Origin of the sequence: Dokdonella ginsengisoli, from assembly GCF_042652785.1 — a bacterium.
GTDB lineage: Bacteria > Pseudomonadota > Gammaproteobacteria > Xanthomonadales > Rhodanobacteraceae > Dokdonella_A > Dokdonella_A ginsengisoli.
In genome coordinates, this window is record NZ_JBHSHD010000013.1 from 116,898 (window position 1) to 134,375 (window position 17,478).

Annotated in this window: 11 protein-coding genes; 1 reads left to right on the forward strand and 10 read right to left on the reverse strand. The window is 68.3% G+C overall.

Annotated features, from left to right (window positions below):
* Positions 1-4: 4 nt before the first annotated feature.
* From ACFO6Q_RS17165 to ACFO6Q_RS17205, 9 genes are all read right to left on the reverse strand, one after another.
* Entirely contained in the window at positions 5-541 is a 537-nt protein-coding gene (locus ACFO6Q_RS17165; protein ID WP_380022343.1) for a hypothetical protein, read from the reverse strand.
* Positions 542-613: 72 nt separating this feature from the next.
* Positions 614-1,171 (reverse strand): RNA polymerase sigma factor, encoded by a 558-nt coding sequence (locus ACFO6Q_RS17170; RefSeq protein ID WP_380022344.1) that lies wholly within the window; start codon positions 1,169-1,171, stop codon positions 614-616.
* 203 nt (positions 1,172-1,374) lie between these two features.
* The gene (locus ACFO6Q_RS17175; RefSeq protein WP_380022345.1) at positions 1,375-4,362 is read right to left on the reverse strand and encodes a TonB-dependent receptor plug domain-containing protein; all 2,988 of its coding nucleotides are present in this window, start codon (positions 4,360-4,362) and stop codon (positions 1,375-1,377) included.
* Positions 4,363-4,678: 316 nt separating this feature from the next.
* Positions 4,679-5,545, reverse strand: a complete 867-nt coding sequence (locus tag ACFO6Q_RS17180) for an AraC family transcriptional regulator (RefSeq protein WP_380022353.1) — start codon at positions 5,543-5,545, stop codon at positions 4,679-4,681.
* A gap of 779 nt (positions 5,546-6,324) precedes the next feature.
* On the reverse strand, positions 6,325-9,285 hold the full coding sequence (locus ACFO6Q_RS17185; RefSeq protein ID WP_380022346.1) for a TonB-dependent receptor plug domain-containing protein: 2,961 nt from the start codon (positions 9,283-9,285) through the stop codon (positions 6,325-6,327).
* A gap of 126 nt (positions 9,286-9,411) precedes the next feature.
* On the reverse strand, positions 9,412-10,290 hold the full coding sequence (locus ACFO6Q_RS17190; RefSeq protein WP_380022347.1) for a helix-turn-helix domain-containing protein: 879 nt from the start codon (positions 10,288-10,290) through the stop codon (positions 9,412-9,414).
* A gap of 164 nt (positions 10,291-10,454) precedes the next feature.
* Entirely contained in the window at positions 10,455-12,686 is a 2,232-nt protein-coding gene (locus tag ACFO6Q_RS17195; RefSeq protein WP_380022348.1) for a winged helix-turn-helix domain-containing protein, read from the reverse strand.
* 112 nt (positions 12,687-12,798) lie between these two features.
* The gene (locus ACFO6Q_RS17200) at positions 12,799-14,721 is read right to left on the reverse strand and encodes a M48 family metallopeptidase (RefSeq protein WP_380022349.1); all 1,923 of its coding nucleotides are present in this window, start codon (positions 14,719-14,721) and stop codon (positions 12,799-12,801) included.
* 155 nt (positions 14,722-14,876) lie between these two features.
* Positions 14,877-15,470 carry a LemA family protein gene (locus ACFO6Q_RS17205; protein WP_380022350.1) on the reverse strand — a complete coding sequence of 198 codons (594 nt, stop codon included), beginning with the start codon at positions 15,468-15,470 and terminating at the stop codon, positions 14,877-14,879.
* A gap of 97 nt (positions 15,471-15,567) precedes the next feature.
* Here ACFO6Q_RS17205 and ACFO6Q_RS17210 point away from each other — a divergent pair, with 97 nt between their 5' ends.
* Positions 15,568-16,992, forward strand: a complete 1,425-nt coding sequence (locus tag ACFO6Q_RS17210; RefSeq protein ID WP_380022351.1) for a serine hydrolase domain-containing protein — start codon at positions 15,568-15,570, stop codon at positions 16,990-16,992.
* Positions 16,993-17,098: 106 nt separating this feature from the next.
* Here ACFO6Q_RS17210 and ACFO6Q_RS17215 read toward each other — a convergent pair.
* On the reverse strand, positions 17,099-17,478 hold a 380-nt coding region (locus ACFO6Q_RS17215; protein ID WP_380022352.1), incomplete at its 5' end, for an energy transducer TonB.

Here is a 17,478-nt window from a genome sequence, read left to right on the forward strand (position 1 = left end):
TTTCTCAGCCGCCGGAGAAATCGCCGCGGAACAGCTCGTCGCCGGCGTTCGAACCGCGGTGCGCAGCGTCGTCGCTGGCCGCGAAGATGCGGTCCTGCGAGGTGAAGATGCGGTCGGGCTTCTGCACGGACGCGACGGTGTCGCGGTGCATGCCGCCGTTCCTGCTGCCGTGCCATACGCCGACCACACCGAGCGTGAGCGCGAGGCAGGCCGCCAGGCCGCCGGCCCAGCGCAGCGGGTGATGCGACGCGCGGCGCGCGTGATGCTGCGGACGCGCCTCGCGGCTGCGCTGCGGATGCGCCGAACCGCGGCGGCGGACGCCGTCGGCCAGTTCCGCCGAGGCCGGCTGCAGCGCACGAAGCATGCGCGCGAGATCGGCATGGCGCGCCGAAGCGGCGAGCTTGGTGGCGGCGGCTTCGCGGCGCGAAGCGTCCGCTTCGCCGGCCACGACGGCGCTCAGCTCGGCGGCGTCGGCTTCCACGGTCTCCCCGCGCTGCGCCGTGAGCCGGCGATACAGACGGGACAGGGAATTGTCGTTCATGATTGCCTCCTTCGCGATCGTCCCGATCGCTTGCCCGGGCGGCCTTCAGCGCCGCCGTTCATTCTTCGAGGCTCAGTCCTCGAAATCACCGTAACCCAGTTCGCGCAGGCGGGATTTCAACTCCTCCAGCCCCCGCGAAACCAGCTTTCTCGCCGCTTCGGCCGAGGCGATCCCGGCCAGGTCGGCGATTTCCTGCAGGGAAAACCCTTGCAGGTGCAGGGCGATCGGCAGACGCCGCCGCTCGGGGATCTCGTTCATGCAGCGCTCGATGCCCTGCATGCGTTCGACGTCCCCGGCGCTCCGCTCGGGCCCCACTGGGCCTTCGCCGAGATCGACCGGAGCGTCGTCGTCCTCCTCCGGCAGCGGCTCCGCGGCCCGGACTTCGGCGCGCCTGAGCGCATCGATGACCGTGCTCGCAACCACCCTCTGCACATAAGACGCATGAAAGGCCCCGGACCGGTCACGCTCCAGCGCTTTCCACAGCCGGATGCGGACTTCCTGCTCGACGTCGGCCGGGTCGATGCCGTGCTTGTCCAGCCCGTAGGTCGTCAGCAGGCCCTTGACGCGGGCGCCGTAGGCCCGGAACAGCTCTTCGAGGCGGGCGTGGACGGGGTCGACGAAGGCGGGCATGAGCGGTCGTGGGCGAAGGGCCGGCTATGCTCCCCGAGCCTGCGCCGCGGCGCAAGCGCATGGATGGCCTTCCGGAGCGAAACGGCGGTCCGGAGCCCTCGAAGGAAGGACGCCGGCCAGGGGCGAAGCGATCCGGAGGGATCGCGCAAGAAAAAACGGCCCCGTTTCCGGGGCCGTCGAAGGGACGTTGAAGCAATGGCTTCTTAGAACTTCTGCGTGTAGCGCAGGTAGTAGAAGCGACCGATGTCGAAACCGCCGTAGTAGGAGTACTGCGAGTTCGGCGCCGTGTACATGATCGGCGGCTGCTTGTTGAACACGTTGTTCGCGCCCACGGCGATCGTGCCGTTCCACGGCGCGGTCCAGCGCACCTGCAGGTCGTGCCAGGTGCTCGAACCGACGCGGTTGGTCGGGTCCGCACCCGTGTCCGGCGCGACGTGGTCGGGCATGTTGCACTCCGGCCCGCCCTTCTTGTCGTACGAGCAGCTCTCCTTCATGCTGGAGTAGTAGCGCGTCGTCCAGGTCGCGCCGAAGTCGCCCAGCGTCCAGTCCAGGCTCAGGTTCGAACGGATGCGCGGGAAGCCGCCGTAGCTGTTCTGCACCGAAACCACGGTGTCCGGCTTGTCGTCCGGCTTGATGTTGTTGAGCTTGACGTAGGTCGTGTCCCAGCTCACGCGGAAGCGGCCGAACGCGAACTCCGGCAGACGGTAGTTCACACCGAGGTCGTAGCCTTCCACTTCCTGCCAGCCCTGGTTGATGCCGGCGCGCAGCGCGGTGTTGACCGTGCCGCTGGCATCACGCGTGAACAGCGAGGACGAGCAGCGCGATTCCACGCCGAACACGTAGCAGTCCTGCAGCATCTGGCTGATCGTGTCGCCCGAAATGCGGCTCTTGATCTTGATGTTGTACCAGTCCAGGCTCAGGTCCAGGCCCTGGATCCAGTTCGGGCTGTAGACGAGACCTGCGGTCTTGCTGGTCGAGGTCTCCGGCTGCAGGTTCGGGTTCGAACCGGACAGGAACGGAATGCCCGTCTGGCACGGCAGCGATCCGCAGGGACGGCCGCCCTGGCCCAACTGCACGAAGTTCCCCGTCGTCGGGTTCTGTCCGCCAAAGCCGGTCGTGCAGCGGCTGAGAACGGCCGGGTTGAGAGCCGCCGATCCACGCACGGTATCGCAGGGATCGCTGTACTTGTCGAACGACTGGCTCGATCCGCCATACAGGTCGCCGATCGTCGGCGCGCGGAAGCCCTCGGCGTAATTGCCGCGGACCAGCAGGTCCTCGATCGGACGCCAGGTCAGACTGAACTTGCCGTTGGTGGTGTCACCGAACGTGGAGTAGTCCGAGTAGCGCGCCGCGACGTTGAACGACAGTTCCTTGAAGAACGGCACGTCCTTCAGCACCGGTACGTCCACTTCCAGGTAGTACTCGTCGACCGAGTAGCGACCCTTGGTCATGGTGCCGGCGAGGTCGGTACTGGCGCCGGCCTGCTTGGAGGCGTCCGGCTCGAAGCGGCCCGACTCCGAGCGGTACTCGTAACCCGTCGCGACGCCGACATCACCCGCCGGCAGCGAGAACAGCGAACCGGTCAGGTTGGCGCTGTAGTCCACCGTCTTGGTGCGGCCGGTGTCGTGGTAGAACGGGAACAGATAGGTCTGCAGCTCCTTGTTGCCCGTCAGCGAGTCCGGAGCGGCCCGGCCGGCCGGATAGAACGGGTTCCACGGCACGCACTGTCCGGGACCCGAACCGTACGGCGTCGGGTTGGCTTCCGTGCCGCACTCGACACGGTTGGTCAGCGGGTTGAAGTACGAGGCACCGAGCGCGCCGTCCAGCGCGGTCAGGCTGTAGTCACCGCGGCCGGTCTTCAGCAGATCGTTGGTGTTGACGTAGCCGCCGACGTCCCAGTTCCAGGTGCGGCCGGCGATCTCGAAGGTGCCTTCCAGCGTGCCGGAGAAGCGGTACGTCTGCAGGTCGCTGCGCGTGACGCGCGGCATTTCCCAGCCGCGGCGCATGAAGTAGATCGGCTGCGCGTCTTCCGGATCGTCGACGTACTGCGTGCCGAACGGGTTGTAGTAGCTGTCTGCCGACAGATACTGGCCGAATCCATTCTTGCTCTGATACGGATAACCGGCGACCTGCTGCGTGGTCGAACGCTTGTTGTACAGGATGTCGGTCGAGAACTTGATGTTGTCGGTGATGTTGTACTCACCGGCGACGAACAGCGAGTGACGGTCCAGGCCCGTCGTGCCCATCATCTGCTCGTTGGAGTTGCTGAGGTCGGACGCACCACCGGCCGAATTCGTGCCGTGGAAATCGTTCGGACGACCGTTCTGGCCCATGTTGAACGGATTGCCGCCCGGATTGAGCGTACAGGTGGCGAACGGACTGTCTTCGACGCCCGGACAGCCGTTGGGCAGCGTGAACGCGCCCCACTGCGACACCGGCGTCAGGCTGTCGAGCGGATGCCGCGGGCTGTCGCCGTAGCGGCTGAAGGAACGGTTGCGCGCCCAGGTCGGCTCTTCCTTCGAATACTCGGCGGCGACCGTGATCGAGCCACGCTCGTTGTGCGAGCCCAGCGTCATGCTGTAGGTCTGCTTGGTGCCGTCGCCTTCGTCGTACTGGCCGATGTAGGCGCTGGCTTCCATGCCGTCGTAGTTGCGGCGCGTGATGATGTTGACCACGCCCGCGATCGCATCGGAGCCGTAGATCGCCGAGGCGCCGTCCTTGAGCACTTCGATGCGCTCGACCGCCGCCATCGGGATCTGCGAAAGATCTTGGTCGCCGCTGCTGGTGGCGCCCAGACGCTTGCCGTTCAACAGCACCAGCGTGCGGTTGTTGCCGAGGTTGCGCAGGTCGATGTAGTAGCCGCCGACCGCTTCGCCGGAGGCCAGCACGCTCGAGCGGCTGATCGCCGGCGAGCCGGCTTCGGTCAGGTTCGACAGGATGTCGACGACCGAGTTGAAGCCCTGCTTCTCGATCGCAGCGCGGTCCAGCACCAGGATCGGCTGGGCAGTCTCGACGTCCGCCTTGCGGATGCGCGAGCCCGTCACCGTGACGGTTTCCAGCTCCTGCTGATTGGCCTGCGGCGCGTCCTGCGCCATCGCCGGGGCGATGGTTGCCAACGCCAGCGCCGCCCCCGCGACGCCTTGCTTGTTCAGACCGCGCCGAATCGCGTCTCGGAGCAGAGTAGTAGACATGAATTGCTTCTCCTGTTTTGGGTGTTGCCGACCGGCCGCAGATACGCGGCACGCGTCCCCGAACCTTAAAAAGACGTAAATCATCCTTGTTGCCGAAGATGCGTGGGACGCGTTGCGAAAATTGAGCGTTCGGTTGATCGAATCGGCGCGGGCGAGCGACGAAGCCGTTGTCGCAGCAGCGCCGGAGCGCATACCGGCGCATCGCGGACGCCGGCGTGCGAGTGCGCGCCGCGCGACGGGCATCAGGAGAATTCGGAACGATGCAGCCGGCGCGCCGCGAGCGACGCTTCGTCGAAAGGACGGCCGGCTCGGCGCGTTACGAACGCACGCCCGCCGCGACGGCGCGCATCGCGCCGGCGGTGGTGCCGTAACGCTCGCGGAACAGGCGCGAGAACGTGCAGCGGCTCTCGAAACCGCTGGCCAGGGCGACTTCGGAGATCGCCAGCGGACTGGTGCGCAGCAGCCTGCGCGCGTACTCCAGGCGCTTGCGGATCAGGTAGGCGTGCGGCGTCTCGCCGTAGGCCGCACCGAACGCACGGATGAAGTGCGATGGCGAGTAGCTCGCCATCTTCGCCAGCGTGTCGTTGTCGACGTCGAGATGGCAGTTGGCGGCCAGATAGTTGCGCACGCGCTGCAGGCGCAGGAACACCTGGCGCCGCTGCGCGTAGGTTCTTCCGGGGCACGAGGCGATCGCCGGCGCGAAGCGCGCCTGCAGGGACAGCACGCGATCGATCATCATCTCGGCCGACGCCTCGAGGTCCCTCGTCGCTTCGGCCCGGGCCATCGCCACGGCGCCGCGGCGCAGATCGAAGTCCGCCTCGTGGCAGGCCGGCAGCAGGGAGCCCGTGGTCGGGCCCGACGCCCTTCCGATCACCTGCCGCCACACCTGCGGCGTGCCGAACAGGGCCACCCAGACGGCGCCGCCGCGGCCGACGGCGCGGAAATTCGACTCCGGCTCGGTGACCCGCAGCTCGCCCGGATACGCCAGCATGTCGCTGGCGCCGAGCTGCAGACGTCCGCGCAGCGGAATCCAGACGCCGATCACCGGCGCTTCCAGGTTCAGGCTGCAGCCGCGGCCGCCGCCGTGCACGACCGTCAGCGTCGCCGCCGTCCGGTTGACGACCAGGGATTTCGCACCCAGTTCGAGCCTGGCTCCATGAGCCAGGCGGTAGCGCGTCACCATCACGATGCTCTTCCTTCGCGCACTCAGCCGACAGGTTCCCCACGCCCCGGTCGCGCGGATGACGGCCATAAATAACGAAACAATTCGTACGTCTTATAGCATATACGAACGCTAATGTACGAAGGTATTAATAGTTCGACAAGGGCCGGCGGAGGAGCGGCATCCCGGCGAGGGAAGGAAGAATGGCCGTCGTGCGGCCTGTGCCGTGTCGGCGAGCGATGCCGCAATGGCGATGTCCGAGGTCCGCGGACTGGACGGAACGACGCAAATGTCCAGCACTGCGGCGTCGAAGGCGAAAAAAAAGACGGACTTCAAGGTCCCGAACCCGAAGTCCGCCGAGGGTTTCGCACATCGATGCTGTGACACATCTGCCCGTTGGAGGGCCCGCATAGTTTTGGTCTTCGACGCTACCGGAAGGTTGCGTCGGCGCGCAGCCGGTGTGACGAAAATTGCGGTCCGGATTCGCGTCTGATGCGACGCGAAGTCTCGCGTGCGCACGTGCTGCGCACGCGGCAACGTGCGGGCACGAAGCGCCGCGGCAGGCGCGCATCGCCATCGATTGCACCTGCAGCGGGAGGGTTCCAAGCGGATCGCGTGGATCGGATGATCCGTAGCGCCGTCGCGAGCGATGCCGCGCGTGCGTCGGGCTCGCCGAGGCGGAAGGAGAATTGCAGGGTGCACAGAGCCGCGTGAGGAGAACGGCTTCTGCGCACCCTGCGGGGTGCGAGGTGGACACGGACGGCGGGCTTGCGGTTCGCCACCGCAAGCCCGCGCGTTCGCTAGAACTTCTGCGTGTAGCGCAGGTAGTAGAAGCGGCCGATGTCGAAGCCGCCGTAGTACGGATACTGCGAACTCGGCGCCGTGTACATGATCGGCGGCTGCTTGTTGAACAGGTTGTTCGCACCGACCGAGATCGTGCCGTTCCACGGCGCGGTCCAGCGCACCTGCAGGTCGTGCCAGCTCGTGGAGCCGACGCGATTGGTCGGGCTGGCGCCGGTGTCGGGCGCGACGTGGTCGGGCTGGTTGCACTCCGGACCGCCTTCCTTGTCGTACGAGCAGGCCTCCTTCATGCTGGAGTAGTAGCGCGTGGTCCACGTCGCGCCGAAGTCACCCAGCGACCAGTCCAGGCTCAGGTTCGAACGGATGCGCGGGAAGCCGCCGAAGCTGTTCTGCACCGCCACCGCCGTATCCGGCTTGTCGTCCGGCTTGACGTTGTTGAAGCTGGTGTAGGTCGTGTCCCAGCTCACGCGGAAGCGGCCGAACGAGAACTCCGGCAGACGGTAGTTCACGCCGAAGTCGTAGCCTTCCACTTCCTGCCAGCCCTGGTTGATGCCGGCGATGTTGGCCGTGTTGAGCCCGCCGTTCGCGTCACGCGTGAACAGGCTGCTGGCGCAGCGGGAAACCGCGCCGAACACGTAGCAGTCCTGCAGCATCTGCGAAACCGTGTCCGCGGCGATGCGGCTCTTGATCTTGATGTTGTACCAGTCCAGGCTGAGGTCCAGACCCTGGATCCAGTTCGGGCTGTAGACCAGACCCGCGGTCTTGCTGGTCGACAGCTCCGGCTGCAGGTTCGGGTTCGAGCCGGCCACGAAGGGTGTGCCGGTCTGGCAGGGGAACGACGAGCACGGCCGTCCGCCCTGCCCCGGCTGCTGGAAGTTGCCCGGGGTCGGATTCTGCCCGCCGAATCCGCTCGTGCAGCGCGCCAGCACGTCGGGATTGCGGCCGGCCGCGTTGCGCAGGTCGCACGGGTCGGTATAGAACGCGAAGGTCTGGCTGGAGCCGCCGTACAGATTGGCGATCGTCGGTGCGCGGAAGCCCTCGGCGTAGTTGCCGCGGACCAGCAGGTCCTCGATCGGACGCCAGGTCAGGCTGAACTTGCCGTTGGTGGTGTCACCGAACGTGGAGTAGTCCGAGTAGCGCGCCGCGACGTTGAACGACAGCTCCTTGAAGAACGGCACGTCCTTCAGCACCGGCACGTCCACTTCCACGTAGTACTCGTCGACCGAGTAACGACCCTTGGTCATGGTGCCGGCGAGGTCGGTACTCTGACCGGCCTGCTTGGACGCGTCCGGCTCGAAGCGACCCGATTCCGAGCGGTACTCGTAACCCGTCGCGACGCCGACATCACCCGCCGGCAGCGAGAACAGCGAACCGGTCAGGTTGGCGCTGTAGTCCACCGTCTTGGTGCGGCCGGTGTCGTGGTAGAACGGGAACAGGAACGTCTGCAGTTCCTTGTTGCCCGACAGCGAGTCCGGAGCGACCGTGCCGGCCGGATAGAACGGATTCCACGGCACGCACTGTCCGGGGCCCGAGCCGTACGGGGTCGGGTTGTCCGCCGTGCCGCACTCGACGCGGTTGGTCAGCGGGTTGAAGAACGACGCGCCCGTCGCCTGCGCGACCGCCGTCAGGCTGTAGTCGCCGCGCGCGGTCTTGAGCATGTCGTTGGTGTTGACGTAGCCGCCGACGTCCCAGTTCCACGTACGGCCGGCGATCTCGAAGGTGCCTTCCAGCGTGCCGGAGAAGCGGTACGTCTGCAGGTCGCTGCGCGTGACGCGCGGCACTTCCCAGCCGCGGCGCAGGAAGTAGATGTTGGTCGCGTCGGCCGGATCGTCGACGTACTGCGTACCGAACGGGTTGTAGTAGCTGTCCGGCGACAGGTTGCCGGCCTGGAACGGATAGCCGGCGACCTGCTGCGTGGTCGAGCGCTTGTTGTACAGGATGTCGGTCGAGAACTTGATGTTGTCGGTGATGTTGTATTCACCGGCGACGAACAGCGCATGACGGTCCAGGCCGGTCGTGCCCATCATTTCTTCGTTCGAGTTGGTCAGGTCCGATGCGCCGCCGGCGGCATTGGTGCCGTGGAAGTCGTTCGGACGACCGTCCTGCCCCATGTTGAACGGATTGCCGCCCGGATTGAGCGTGCACAGTCCGTACGGGCTGTCTTCCAGCCCCGGGCAGCCGTTGGGCAGCAGGAAAGCACCCCACTGCGACACCGGCGTGTACTGGTCCAGCGGATGCAGGGGGCCAGTGCCGTAGCGGCTGAAGGGACGGTTGCGCGCCCAGGTCGGCTCTTCCTTCGAGTATTCGGTGGCGACCGTGATCGAGCCGCGCTCGTTGTGCGAGCCCAGCGTCATGCTGTAGGTCTGCTTGGTGCCGTCGCCTTCGTCGTACTGGCCGATGTAGGCGCTGGCTTCCATGCCGTCGTAGTTGCGGCGCGTGATGACGTTGACCACGCCGGCGATCGCATCGGAGCCGTAGATCGCCGAGGCGCCGTCCTTGAGCACTTCGATGCGTTCGACCGCCGCGACCGGAACCTGCGACAGATCCTGCAGGCCGGCGCTGGTCGCGCCCAGGCGCTTGCCGTTCAGCAGGATCAGCGTGCGGTTGGCACCGAGGTTGCGCAGATCCAGGTAGTAACCGCCGACCACCTCGCCGGAGGCCAGCACGCTCGAGCGGCTGATCGGCGGTGCGCCGGCTTCGGTCAGGTTCGACAGGATGTCGACGACCGTGTTGAAGCCCTGCTTCTCGATCGCGGCGCGATCGAGCACCAGGATCGGCTGGGCGGTCTCGACGTCCGCCTTGCGGATGCGCGAGCCCGTCACCGTGACGGTTTCGAGCTGTTGCGAATCGGGCTGGTCCGCGTCCTGCGCCAGCGCGGTGCCGGCGAAGCCGAACGCCGATACGGCCAGGCAGGACGGCAGTGCGGTGCAGATCGCCTTACCGAGTTTTGTCTGTTTCATCGAATTTTTTCTCCCATCGTGCAACGACTCAGCGGCCGCACACCGCGACGCGCAGGGATCAACCTTAAAAAAGCGTGAAGCGACCGGATTGCCATTTCCTGGCGAATGGATTTGCCAACCTTGCTCTCATCGACCCGGCGGCAGCGCCGCGCGCCTGACTTCGCCCACCTGCCGGCGCATGGCGCCGGCGGTGGTGCCGAAGCGCTGGCGGAACAGCCGCGAGAAGGCGCAGCGATTCTCGAAACCGCTGGCCAGCGCCACTTCCGAAATCGCCAGATGGCTACCGCGCAGCAGGCGACAGGCCCGTTCCAGCCGCCGCCGCACGAGGTAGGCGTGCGGCGTCTCGCCGTAGGCGGCGCGGAACGCGCGGATGAAATGCCACGGCGAGTAGTTGGCCAGCCGCGCCAGCGCGTCGTTGTCCAGCTCGAGATGGCAGTTGGAATCGAGGTAGTTGCACACGCGCTGCAGGCGCGCGAACACGTGGCGGCGCTGTGCGTGGGTGCGGCCGGGGCAACGCTCGATCGCCTCGACCAGGCTGCCCTGCAGGGTGCAGATCCGTTCCAGCACCGCCTCGACTTCCAGATCCGCCGACGCCTTCGCGCGCGCCACCGCCACCGCGAGGCGGCGCAGCTCGCGGTCGGCGCGATGGCGCGCCGGCAGCAGCGTCTTGCCCAGCCCCGGCACGTCGAGCAGGCGGCCGAGCGCATGGCGCCACACGTCCGCCGTGCCGAGGATGGCGACCCACAGCGCATTGCCGCGGCCGATCGCGCGCTGGCACGCCTCCGGCTCGGTCACGCAGACCTCGCCCGAATGCAGCAGCGAATCGGTGCCCAGCTGCAGGCGGCCGCGCAGCGGAATCCAGATCGCGGTGAACTCGCCGTCGAGTTTCAGCACGCAGCCGCGGCCGCCGCCGAGGACGACGGCCAGCTTCGACGAACGCGCATAGGCGGCGGACGACAGTTCCAGGACTCCGCCCGGAACGGGGGAATGAAAGACGATTTGCACACGACCTCCGACCAGCGGCAGCAGAGGCTGCTAGGTAGGCGCAAACGCCGGTGGGAGTCCTGAAATCGCGGCGAATTCTCGCCGAAATCCGCCGGAAGGCCCGACGAAATCTCTTTCAATCAATCACTTGCCGAAGCCGGCCGTTGCGGCCGGGAAGCGCGCCGCTACGGCGTGCGGCTCAGGCGGAAGAAGCCGACGTCGGTGTCCTCGGCGTCGACCGGGGCGAAGATCAGGGCGTCGCCGGACTTCGTCACCTCGAAGTCCAGGCTCTGCAGCAGCATGTCGAGCCGGGTCACCAGACGGCCGCTGCCGGTGGCCGGGTCGAACTCGCGCAGGTTGGCCGAACGCACGCCGAGATCGGCGAGGTACCAGATGCGGCCACCCACGACGCGCCAGCCACTGCGCGGGAAATCCAGCGTGTCCGGCGTGACGCGCTCGTCGGCGTCGCCGTCGAGGGCGCGTCGGTGCAGCCCCGGCTCGACGCCGGAGGTGTAATACAACGAGTGCGTGGCCGGATCGATCTGCGCTGCGATCACGCTGGGCAGGACCAGCTGGCGGCTCTCCTGCGCGGTGCCGGCCTGCCGCACGCGATACAGGCGCGTGTCCGCATCCGACAGGCGCACCGCCATCAGGTGACTCTGCGCGTCCGGCGCATAGGCGGCGAACGCGACGTTCTCGTCGGCGCGCGAAAGCACGCGCTGGCGCCGGCTGGCCAGCTCGATCTCGACCAGCTGCCGCGAGGCGCCGTTGCGCTGCACCGCGAGCAGGCGATCGGCGGCCGGACTCCAGCTCAGCGACAGGATCGGCCGGGCCGGCGTGTCCGTCAGCTGCGTCGCGGTGTCCGAATCGAAGTCGTACAGCCAGGCCTGGCGCTGGCCGCTGCGATCGGAGGCGAACGCCAGCTGCCGCCCGTCCGGCGACAGCACCGCGCCGTAGTCGTTGCCGGTGGACGGTGCCAGCAGCTGCATCGACGCGCCTTCCGGCTGCAGCGGCAGCCGTTTCAGCCGCTCGCGCGTGCGCAGGATCTCGTAGACCACGGCATCGCCGCTGCGCGCGGCGTCCGGATAGGCGGCCGGCGCGATGCCGAGCGGCTCGTCGTGGCCGTCCTCGACGTCGACCGCGTACAGCGCCTGCATGCCGGAATGGTCGGAGGAATAGACCAGCGTGCGATTGTCCGCCGCCCAGGCGTAGCCGCGGATGCGCGCGGAAACGTGCGTGACCTGGCGCGGCCGGCCGCCGTCGGCGGGCATCACGAACAGGTCGCTGTACGGCGCCAGGCCGCGGCGGAATGCGAGCTGCCGGCCGTCCGGCGAATAGCGCACGTCCAGATCCTGCGCGCCGGCGGTGCGCTCGTACGTCAGCACCTGCTTCTGGCCGCTGTCCAGGTCGAAGCGGAACAGCTCGAAATCGCCCTTGCCGCCGTCGGCTCGCTCGGAGGACACCAGTCCGCGGCCGTCGGGAGTCCAGTCGAAATAGTTCGATCCCGAATCCTGGCACCGGCGCACGTGCTGCTCCGCGCCGCCGAGCCCGGCGACGACGAACATCTCGCAGGAATTGGGGCCGATGCGCGAGAACGCGATGCGGTGCCCGTCCGGCGACCAGATCGGGAACGCCTCGACCGAATCGCTGCCCTGCGTGAGGGCGATCCGCTGCGAGGGCTCGATCGAACGCATCATCAGGCGTTCGCTGTATTCGTGCGGACTGAACACGCCGAAGGCGACCCGCGTCGCGTCCGGCGACAGGTGCGGCCGGTATTCGGCGCCCGGATCGGAAGTGAGCGCATGCAGGTCGCTGGTTCGCCATCGCGCCGCCGGCGCGGCCTCGCCGCGGCCGCGCAACGCCTGGTAACCGAGTGCCGCGGCGGCGATCAGCGCCACCGCGACGGCGGCCACGGCGATCGTCTTCGCCGGCACGGTGCGCGATCGCGGCGACGCTGTGTCCGGTGACGGCGCGGCCTCCGCGGCCTCCGCCGGATCCGGCGTGAGCACGGCGTCGCCGCCGTCCACCAGCAGGCCGGTGCCCGGCCCGTCTAGCACCAGCACGGACGCGATCAGCCGATAGCCGACCTTCGGAATCGTCTCGATGTAGCGCGCCGGCTTGACGTCGTCGGCGAGCGCGCGGCGCAGCTCCTTGATCGCCTGCGTCAGCACGTCCGGGGTGGTCACCCGGCCGGCCCAGACGCGATCGAGCAGCTGCTCGCGCGTGACGGTCGCGCCGGCATGGCGGACGAGCTCGATCAGCACCGCCATCGCCTTGCTGGTCAGGCGCGCGCTTTCGGGCCGCGTGACGATGCGCAGCGCGCCGACGTCGATCACGTGCTCGCCAATGCGCAGGCGAAGATTCGACTGCGTCAGGAGGGAGTCGGTCGCACGCTGGGGAGAGACGTGCAGGTTCATGCCGCGATTTCTAACAGAAAACGCAGGGCCGTACGACGTTCCGCGCAAGAACGGCAACAACGGCGACGCCGCGCGGCCTGCGCCCGCCACGCAGGCTGCGGACCGGAACGTCTCAGCCGGAAGACTGCAGCAGCGGCGGCAACGGACAGCGCAGCGCGGCGCAGACCGTGCGCAGCAGTTCCGCCTCGGCGACGCTGACCTTGCCGTCGGTGCCAATCGCGCGCGTCAGCGCGCGCACGACCAGTTCCTTGCCCGCCGGATCGAGGCGGTCGAGCCGCGGCAGCGCGCGATCGAGCGCGGCTGCCCACTGTGCCGGCGGCGCGTAGGCGATGACGGCGTTCGGCAGCACCTCGTGCAAGCCGGCGGCGTAGGCGCGCCGCGCGGCGGCGGCGTCCTCGTGTCCGTGCGCGGCGAGCACGGCGAGCAGATCGCGCAGCTCGGCCGCCGCATCGCCGAGCTTGATGCGGCCGATGACCGGTCGCGCCGCCGGATTCAGCGCGGCGAAGACCTGCAGGTCGACCAGGCGCGCCAGGCAGTATTCCTGCAGGGTGACCCGGCTATCGGCATCGATCAGACGGCGCAGCACGTCGACGAAGACGTCCAGCTGCGGCCGCGGCCGCCGGCGCAGCGTCGGAAACGCCAGCGCAGCCAGCGGCAGCCGCTGCATCGGATGCAGGTCCGTGAGCGTCGCGCCGAAGGCGCGCACGATCTCGCGCGTGCCGGCGTCGTAGCGGGAGGCGACCAGCGCCAGCTGGCGCTCGCGCACGTCCGGTTCGGCATTGAGCAGCAGCGCGAGCACCAGCGGCACCGCGCGCTCGGGCTGGCGCGCCGCCTCGCGCAACGGCTCGGGAATCGTCGTGCGCAGCGTGCGCGCGATCGCGCGATCGTCGTCGTCGGGATTGCCGACCTGGCGCGCCACCGCCTGCGGCGTCAGCTCGACCTGGCTGCGCGCGTCGGGCAACGCGGCACCGCGCTCGCGCGGCACCGACGCAACGCCATCCGCCGGCGCGAAGCCGGCGATCGAGACGTCGGCGCGCTCGAGATCGCCGCCGCCGACCCGGATCGGTCGCGACCAGGCCGCCGCGATCTTCTTCAGTTCGCTCTCGCCGAACGCCGGATCGAGGCGGCGGATGCGCTCGGCCAGCGGCGGGTGCGTGGCGAACAGCGCGGAGTAGCCGACGCCGTCGCCGAACAGCATGTGCGCGACTTCCTCGGCGTCGCGGCCGACGAACCGGGAGCCTTCCGCCAGCGCGCCGATCTTCTTCAGCGCGCCGGCGATGCCGTCGGTCTGGCGCGTGAACTGCACCGCCGAGGCGTCGGCGAGGAATTCGCGCTGGCGCGAGATCGAGGCCTTGATCATGCGCGCGAGCACCACACCGAGATAGCCGGCGGCGAACAGGGCGAATCCGAGCAGGGCGGCGCTGCCGCCACCGCGGCCGGAGGTGATCCTGCGGCCGACCGTGGAGATCACGATCAGGCCGAACACGATGCCCATCAGGCGGATGTTCAGGCGCATGTCGCCGTTGAGGACGTGGCTGAACTCGTGACCGATCACGCCCTGCAGCTCGCTGCGGGTGAGTTTGTCGAGCGCGCCGCGCGTGACCGTGATCGCCGCGTCGGTCGGCGCGTAGCCGGCGGCGAACGCGTTGATGCCGGCCTCGTCCTCGAGCACGAAGATCTCCGGCACCGGCAGGCCGGAGGCGATCGCGATCTCCTCCACCACGTTGCGCAGGCGCCGGTAGGCCAGGTTGTCGCTGGAGGCCGGCACCGGCACCGCGCCGAGGCCGAGCGCCACCGCCTTGCCGCCGGCACGCAGCGTCGCCACGCGATACAGCGAGCCGAGCTGGATCACCAGCACCACCATCATGCTGACGAAAAGCAGAACCTGCCAACCGACGCGCCGCGCCTCGAAGCCGATCGCCAGCAGCACCGCCAGATCGATCACCGCGACGATCGCCACCATCGCGAGCGCGAACAGCCACAGCATGCGCCGCGACTGCCGGCGCGCCCGCTCCTGGTGCTCGAAGAAATTCATTCGTTCGGGGCCCAGGGCTGAGGGTTGAGAGCTGAGGGCTAGAGAGCTGAGGGCTGAGGGCTGAGGGCTGGAAGAGCCGCGCCTTTCAGCCCTCGACTCTCAGCCCAGCCCCGCGGCCCTTAGCCCTCAGCCCTCTAGCCCTCAGCCCTCAGCCCTCAGCCCTCAGAAAACGATACCTTGGGCACCTCGCGCTTGGCTTCCGACTCGATCTTCAGCGACTCGGCCGGCTGGAAGCCGAACAGGTTCGCCACGATCGATCCGGGAAACTGCTCGCGCCGGTTGTTGTAGCCCATGACCGCGTCGTTGTACGCCTGGCGGGAGAAGGCGACCTTGTTCTCGGTCGAAGTCAGCTCCTCGCTCAGCTGCATCATGTTCTGGTTGGCCTTCAGATCCGGATACGCCTCCGACAGCGCGAACAGGCGCCCGAGCGACTGGGTCAGCGCATTGTCGGCACCGGCCAGCTGCTGCATCGCCTCGGCGTCGCCGGGATTGGACTTCGCCGCCGACAGGCCGGAGACGGCCGAATTGCGCGCCTGAATCACCGCCTCGAGCGTTTCGCGCTCGTGGTTCATGTAGCCCTTCGCGGTTTCCACCAGGTTCGGAATCAGGTCGTAGCGGCGCGTCAACTGGACGTCGATCTGCGCGAACGCATTCCTGTACGCATTGCGGCCGGTCACCAGGCCGTTGTAGAGGCCGATGAAGAAAAATCCGATGCCGACCAGAATAGCCAGGAAAATCAGCAGGCTCATGTTTCTTTCCCCCTCGCGATGCGGCTAGAATCGACGCGGTTCGAGCATAGCAGCCGGATGTTGCCTGCACGAGGTCGCGGCAGATTCCGGCTCGGAGATGGCATTGAGCAGTACCTCGCGCGTCCTGATCGCCTTGCTGGCGGCCGTCGCCGTCGCAGCTTCCGCTTCCGTCGCCGCCGCGACGAAGAAATCCAAGACCGCGCAGCGCACCCCGGCCGCCGCGGTCGCGAAGAAGTCCCCGGCCACGAAGAAAAACGCCGCTGTTTCGAAGAAGGCGGTCGCACCGAAGAAGGCCGCGGCCGGCAAGCGCGGCAAGCAGGTGGCGGTGCGCAAGCGCCCGTTCGTCGCGCCGCCGCCGATCGTGATTCCGGTCGCCGACTCGCGCGCGGTCGCGCACGACGCCGCCGGCATCGCGCGCGATTTCGACCGCTGGCTCGACGGCGTCGAAGCCTCCAACGGCGTCGCCGGCCTCAGCGCGGCGATCGTCAAGGACGACAAGGTCCTGCTCGAACGCGGCATCGGCTTCGCCGACGTGACCACGCGCGAACCGGTCTCCGGCGACACCGTGTTCCGCCTCGCCTCGCTGTCCAAGGCGTTCGCCGCCACGCTGGCGGGCCTGCTGGTGGAGCGCAACCAGCTGCACTGGGACACGCGCGTCGCCGACGTGCTGCCGGCGTTCACGCTCAACGACGTGCAGGGCGCGCAGAAGCTGACCGTGCGCGACATCCTCAGCCATCGCGTCGGCCTGCCGCACAACACCTACGACAACCTGCTCGAGCAGGACGAGCCGTACCAGCTGCTCGTCGAACGCCTCGGCGAGGTGCCGCTGACCTGCCCCGTCGGCGACTGCTACGGCTACCAGAACATCGCCTTCAGCCTGATCGGCGACGTCACCTACGCGTCGACCGGCGATTTCTACTATCACCAGGTCGAGAAGCGCATCTTCCATCCGCTCGGCATGCGCACCGCGACCTACGGCCGCGAAGCGCTGGAAGGCTCCAAGAGCTGGGCGCGCCCGCATCATCGCGTCGGCGCCGACAGCTGGTCGCCGTTCGCGCCGAAGGAAAACTACTACCACGTGGCGCCGGCGGCCGGCGTCAACGCCAGCATCCGCGACATGGAGCAATGGCTGATCGCGCAGATGGGCGGACGCCCGGACGTGCTGTCGCCGCAGCTGCTGGCCACGCTGCACACGCCGCTGGTGGAAACCGAGCGCGAGAAGCGCGCCTCGCCGTGGCGCCGCGGCCGGCTGTTCGACGCGCAGTACGCGCTCGGCTGGCGCATCTACGATTACGCCGGCACCACGCTCGTCTTCCACGCCGGCGCCGTGCAGGGCTATCGCGCGATCATCGCTTTCCTGCCGAAGTACCGTTTCGGCGCGGTCATGATGTGGAACTGCGAATCGGCCGTGCCGATGGGCCTGATGCCGATGCTGATCGACCGCTACCTCGGTCTTCCCGAGGTCAACTGGGCGGGCATCGACCACGGCGACAGCCCGGACCTGGCCGGCGGCTCGGACTGAGCCGGATCCGACGCCGTCCGTGCCGCGCGGCGGCGCCCGCCGATCCTCGAGAAACCGCGAGATGCGCCACAGGCGTCGTGCCCGAAGGCACGACGCCGACGCTGCGCTAGTCGCCGAGCTTGAACTCGATCCGGCGCCGCAGGTTCGTCGCGATCGGCTGTCCCTTGTCCAGGCGCGGCTCGAACCTCGCCTGCTGGATGGCCCGCACCGCCTCGCGATCGAACACGCGCGGCGGACTCGACGACACCGCGCGCGCGTTCTGCACGCTGCCGTCGGCGGCCACCGTGAACTCGACCTCGACCCAGCCGCTCTGCCGGTTGCGCGCCGCGGTGGCGGGATACTCGGGCTGGGGCGCCTTGGTCATGCGCGCGTCGCGCGTCTCGCCCGCCGGCGCGACCGGCTCCGGTGCGGGCGCGGGCGCCGCGCTCGGCGGTGGCGTCGCGCGCGCGATTTCGGTCGGACGTGCCGCCGGCGCCGCGGCCGGCG